Source organism: Sulfuricurvum sp. (assembly GCF_049305995.1).
Classification (GTDB): Bacteria; Campylobacterota; Campylobacteria; order Campylobacterales; family Sulfurimonadaceae; genus Sulfuricurvum.
In genome coordinates, this window is the sequence record NZ_JBAQPS010000223.1 from 1 (window position 1) to 4,949 (window position 4,949).

A 4,949-nucleotide genomic window follows, 5' to 3' on the forward strand; every position below is an offset into this window, starting at 1 on the left:
GTTTGGTACTGCTAAGTTCCATAACTTCTTTTGTCAATACCGGATCAAACGGCGATGTAGATGAAGTAACAGTTGCTTTTTTCACGGCAACAGCTTGATCTAAAGAACCTTTTTTATAATCTATGTATAAACGAAGAGCTTCTTTTTCAGTGGCTTTGTCGTTTAGTGCTGCAATGATACGTCCTTGTGCATCATCCAAAGAGAAGATTTTTCCGCTTGGATCTTTGAGAGATTGATGGTTCATATCATAATAATTACGAATCTCTTTTGCCGAAGGGATTGTGGTAGTCGGTGTTTGTGTTACATAAGCTACTTCAAACGTTGGTTCACTCATAAACTCATTTTTATGTTTTTCCCAAAAAGCTTTTAGTGTTGTTTCATCCGGTGTTAAATCGATCATATTTGGGGTGAGGATTTTGTAGTTGATACGATCGGCAACTCCTAAAGCACTAGAGAGAGCTTTCTCTTCTAATGGATGATTCCCTGATGCCAAAAGGTAAAGTGTTTTTTGGATGAGAAGTTCTTTTTTCATCGACTCCTCGTACTCTTTGATCGTCAATCGGTTTTGTTTGAGGGTATTGGCATATACCGTTTTATCAAATGTGCCATCTTTAGAAAAGACTGGTTGGGACTTGATGATATTCCAAAGCTCTTCATCCGTGACACTTAAATTATAGCTTTGGGCGAGGTTGAGGATGAGTGCTTGGTTTACCAACTGACGGAGAGCTTGACGTTGAAGTCCGAACGTTTTGGCTTGGTTTTCGTCAAATTTTCCTTGAAAGAGTTGGTTGTATTGGTTAAACAGAGTTGAATAACTTTTTTGGAGTTCGGCAGAGGTGATAGAAATTTCTCCAACTTTAGCTACTGCTCCAGCTTTATCTCCGTAGCTGTATTGTCCCCATCCTACGAATCCTGCTCCGATAAAAGCAATCGTAGATATCCAGATCGTGATAACCAAGTATTTTCGATGGCGTTGCATCCAAGTAATCATATTAAACGATCCTATTGTAAAATTCAGATATTCTATTCAGTTTACCATTAAACTTGGATGAAAATAGATGAAGCCTAACGCATGTTATCATGTCAATATTTAAAGTTGAAGGTTTTTCATGAGAAATTCAGAGGTTTCAAGCCGTGATTTGAATGTTTTATGGCATCCGTGTACCCAGATGAAAGATCATGAGACAATCCCTCTGATTCCGATTTCCAAAGGGGAGGGGATATATCTGTACGATTTCGAAGGGAACCGTATTATCGATGCTATCAGCAGTTGGTGGGTTAATCTTTTTGGTCATTGCAACCCTTATATCAATCAAAAAGTAAAAGAGCAATTGGATAGATTAGAGCATGTCATTTTAGCTGGGTTTACCCATGAGGGGATTATAAAATTATCGGAGCGATTAGTCAAACTCTCCCCCGAGGGACTAACACGATGTTTTTATGCTGACAACGGTTCGAGTGCGATTGAAGTAGCACTCAAAATGTCGTATCATTCTCATAAAAACGGTGGGAAAGAGAAGCCGTTATTTGTGTCACTTTCGGATAGTTATCACGGTGAGACGTTGGGGGCACTCTCGGTTGGGGATGTCGCCTTGTATAAAGAGACCTATGAGCCGTTACTGATCCGCTCGATTCAGACACCCTCACCGAAAAATCAGAGTATCGAAGCGGCACTCGAAGCAGCAAAATCGTTCGAGCGTTTGCTCCAAGATCGCTCAGATGAGATCGCAGCATTGATCGTAGAGCCGTTAGTGCAGGGGGCAGGGGGGATGAAGATGTATCATCCTGTGTTTTTGAGCGAAGCCAGAGTGTTATGTGAGGAGTATGGAGTCCATTTTATCGCGGATGAAATTTTGGTCGGGTTTGGACGGACGGGGAGTATGTTCGCGTGTGAACAAGCGGGTATAACACCCGATTTTTTAATACTCTCAAAAGGGCTTACAGGCGGCTATTTACCGCTATCAGTTGTACTAACAACAGAGGCGGTGTATGGATCGTTTTATTGTGAGTATAACCCTGCGCGATCTTTTTTGCACTCACACAGTTATACCGGAAATGCGTTGGCATGTGCGGCGGCGAATGCGACGCTCGATATTTTCGAATCGGAAAATGTAATCGAAAATAACCAACGGACGATCGCTTTTATAGCGCAAGAATTAAAACGGTTTGAGTCATTGGCGAGGGTCAAAGAGGTACGTCAGTGCGGGATGATTGCGGCGATTGAGCTGGAGGGGTTTGATCCGTGTGAACGGATCGGGCTGAAAATACATCAAGATTGTATGAAACAGGGTGTACTCATACGGCCGCTAGGAAGCGTGATCTATGTGATGACCCCTTATGTGATTAGTTTTGAAGAAATAAAAGTAGTTTTTGACGCAATAGAGTATGCATTACGTAACATTTAAATCTGATATTAGTGAGGTTGAGCTATTATTAGGGCAATAAATAAAAAGGCCGCTGTGTGCAAGAGACTCCTCATATCCCTGTCCTTTATCGTGAAGTGATTGAAGCCTTTTCACCGTGTAAAGAGGGGATCGTTATCGATTGTACGATGGGGTATGGCGGGCACTCTTCGCTGTTGCTTGATCATAACGGTGCTTTGAAACTGATCGGAATCGATCAAGACCCTACGGCGATAGAATTTTCTTCCAAGCGGCTTGAACCGTATGGGAACCGTGTCGAGATTCGCAGAGGCCGTTTTTCGGATGTCGCACGTGATGCGATAGGGGAAAAAGGGGACCAAATTTGCGGTATTTTAGCCGATATAGGGGTTTCCTCGCTCCAACTCGATCAGCGCGAGCGCGGGTTCTCGTACGAGAGCGATACTCTCGATATGCGGATGAACCCCGATGCGCCGCTTAGTGCTTATGAAGTGGTCAATGAATACTCACAGAGTGCATTAGAAACCATACTGCGAGAATACGGCGAAGTGACCAATGCCCGCAAAGTAGCAGAGACGATGGTACAACGCCGTCCGTTCACTTCTGCAAAAGAGCTTTCAAACGCCATTTTTCATCTGATGCCGAAGGGGAAAAAGATTCACCCCTCGACACTCGTGATGCAGGCGATTCGGATTGAAGTGAACGATGAGCTGGGTGAGTTGACACGGCTACTGGATGCGATCGAAGCATCGGATATTAAGACTCTGCGTGTGGCGATTATCACATTTCACTCCCTCGAAGATCGGATTGTGAAAAACCGCTTTTCCAAATGGTCGAAAAATTGTATTTGTCCCGATGATGCGATGCGCTGTACCTGCGGCAACAATCACTCTATCGGAAAAGTGATTACCAAAAAGCCCCTCACGGCGCAGGATGATGAGCTACGGGCAAATTCGAGAAGCCGCAGTGCAAAACTGCGCATATTTGAAATTCGAAGAGGACTTTCAGAATGAAAGTAGACCTCTGCCTCGGAGAGGCAAGCTCTAGCGTAAACAGAGGGATTTTATTCCTCTGTTGTTCAAAATGGAAAGATCGATGAGTGATAAACACGATATCTTAGAAGAGACGCAACAGATCATTAGCCCTGATGATTCGATGGGGCCGTTTTTTTTACGCAATGTTTTTGTCGGGATTTTTCTGATCTTGATGCTGGTGTTTCCGAAGATCTTTATTAATACTCAAATCTATTTCAAAAGCCGTGAAATTTCAACGTTAAGTCATGAACACGATGCTCTAAAAGAAGAAAACCGTCTCATTAAAGCAAAAGTTGAAACGATGAAATATAAAAGTCAAGTGTTGGATACCCTCTTTTAGAACTTCCCCGTCATACCCTCACTCATTTTATTTTTAAATTTGGTATACTATTGGTATGAAATTTGAATATGACAGCAACAAAAGTGATGCTAATTTAGCAAAACATGGTATTGACTTCGATGAAGCTCAAGCATTATGGCATGATGAAAATTTGCTTGAAGCTCCTTTGAATTTTTCCGAAGAAAAGCGTTTTATCTGTATTGGAAAAATCGGGGAAAAACACTGGTCTGCTGTCATCACGTATCGGTCAGAAATGATCCGAATTATTTCCGTGAGAAGATCACGAGATGTGGAGGTAGAATATTATGAAAACAGTTCAAGAGTTTGATGAAGCATTTGATAACGGTGAGGATATATCTAAATTTGTCGATTGGTCTGCGGCACGCCGTCCTAATTTGGAACAAAAGAGGGTGAATCTTGATTTACCGGTGTGGATGATTGAGAGGCTTGATTATGAAGCAAAACGGCTCGGTGTTGCTCGACAAGCAATTATGAAAATGTTTTTGGCACAGCATTTGGAAAAAGCAGGGTAACTTTATCACCGTTCGCCCTGAGCCAGTCGAAGGGTGATGCCTCTCTCCCGTCATCGTGCTACGACACGATGACGAATTTAACAAATCAATACCTATCAAATAATCCTTTCCCCCTTTTTCCTCCCCTAAGAATTGTGGTGGTATAATCTCCGACTTAAATTGATCCTATGCCGAGTAGATGTATAATCTGTTTTAGTGTTCAGCAATTGTACGGTCCAAATGTGCAGAAATGAGTGTGTATGAGCCGATTTTTCATATTTTTGCTCGTTGGTGTATTTACCCTTTTGGATGCGGCCGCTTGGAGAGAGACGAAAAGCTTTATTCTCAAAAAAGATGAGTTGGTCAAAGTGCTCGTAAAGAGTGAGGCTCATGAGAGGGTTCTCAATTTTCGATGGACTCTGTATACCGACAAAGGGTTGGTCGTGCACGAGAGTTTTGATCGGTTTGTCGGACAACATATATTGTATGCCGGACATGCTAATCAAAGTTTTCGTAAACGCCTTTTACCTCCGAAACGGAGTCAAAAAGATGTCCCTTTTGTCGTGGTTGTCTTTAAAAAATTCGATGAAGCGAACGCAACGGCACAGATGGATCTTTTTCTGATTGATAGTGAGAAACGAATTGTGCTGGATTATTTAACTAAGAAGTGATGATAGGAATG

At 42.4% G+C, this 4,949-nt stretch carries 7 protein-coding genes; 6 read left to right on the forward strand and 1 reads right to left on the reverse strand.

Features of this window, described 5'->3' with window-relative positions; genetic code table 11:
* A partial coding sequence (locus WA010_RS07665) for a peptidylprolyl isomerase (RefSeq protein ID WP_422556540.1) occupies window positions 1-991 on the reverse strand: 991 nt, incomplete at its 3' end.
* A 118-nt stretch (window positions 992-1,109) separates the two neighbouring features.
* Here WA010_RS07665 and WA010_RS07670 point away from each other — a divergent pair.
* The 6 genes from WA010_RS07670 to WA010_RS07695 all read left to right on the forward strand — a co-directional run bounded on the left by WA010_RS07670 (window position 1,110) and on the right by WA010_RS07695 (window position 4,938).
* A complete protein-coding gene (locus tag WA010_RS07670) occupies window positions 1,110-2,405 on the forward strand; it encodes an adenosylmethionine--8-amino-7-oxononanoate transaminase (RefSeq protein ID WP_422556541.1) in 1,296 nt (431 codons plus the stop codon).
* Window positions 2,406-2,461: 56 nt separating this feature from the next.
* Window positions 2,462-3,394, forward strand: coding sequence for a 16S rRNA (cytosine(1402)-N(4))-methyltransferase RsmH (rsmH, locus tag WA010_RS07675; RefSeq protein WP_422556542.1), 933 nt, complete (start codon window positions 2,462-2,464; stop codon window positions 3,392-3,394).
* 82 nt (window positions 3,395-3,476) lie between these two features.
* The gene (locus WA010_RS07680; RefSeq protein WP_422556543.1) at window positions 3,477-3,755 is read left to right on the forward strand and encodes a hypothetical protein; all 279 of its coding nucleotides are present in this window, start codon (window positions 3,477-3,479) and stop codon (window positions 3,753-3,755) included.
* 55 nt (window positions 3,756-3,810) lie between these two features.
* Window positions 3,811-4,083, forward strand: coding sequence for a BrnT family toxin (locus tag WA010_RS07685; RefSeq protein WP_422556544.1), 273 nt, complete (start codon window positions 3,811-3,813; stop codon window positions 4,081-4,083).
* Window positions 4,061-4,288, forward strand: a complete 228-nt coding sequence (gene brnA / locus WA010_RS07690; protein WP_422556545.1) for a type II toxin-antitoxin system BrnA family antitoxin — start codon at window positions 4,061-4,063, stop codon at window positions 4,286-4,288. The genes WA010_RS07685 and brnA overlap by 23 nt, the downstream gene beginning before the upstream one ends.
* Before the next feature lie 239 nt (window positions 4,289-4,527).
* The gene (locus WA010_RS07695; RefSeq protein ID WP_422556546.1) at window positions 4,528-4,938 is read left to right on the forward strand and encodes a hypothetical protein; all 411 of its coding nucleotides are present in this window, start codon (window positions 4,528-4,530) and stop codon (window positions 4,936-4,938) included.
* Window positions 4,939-4,949: the final 11 nt, after the last annotated feature.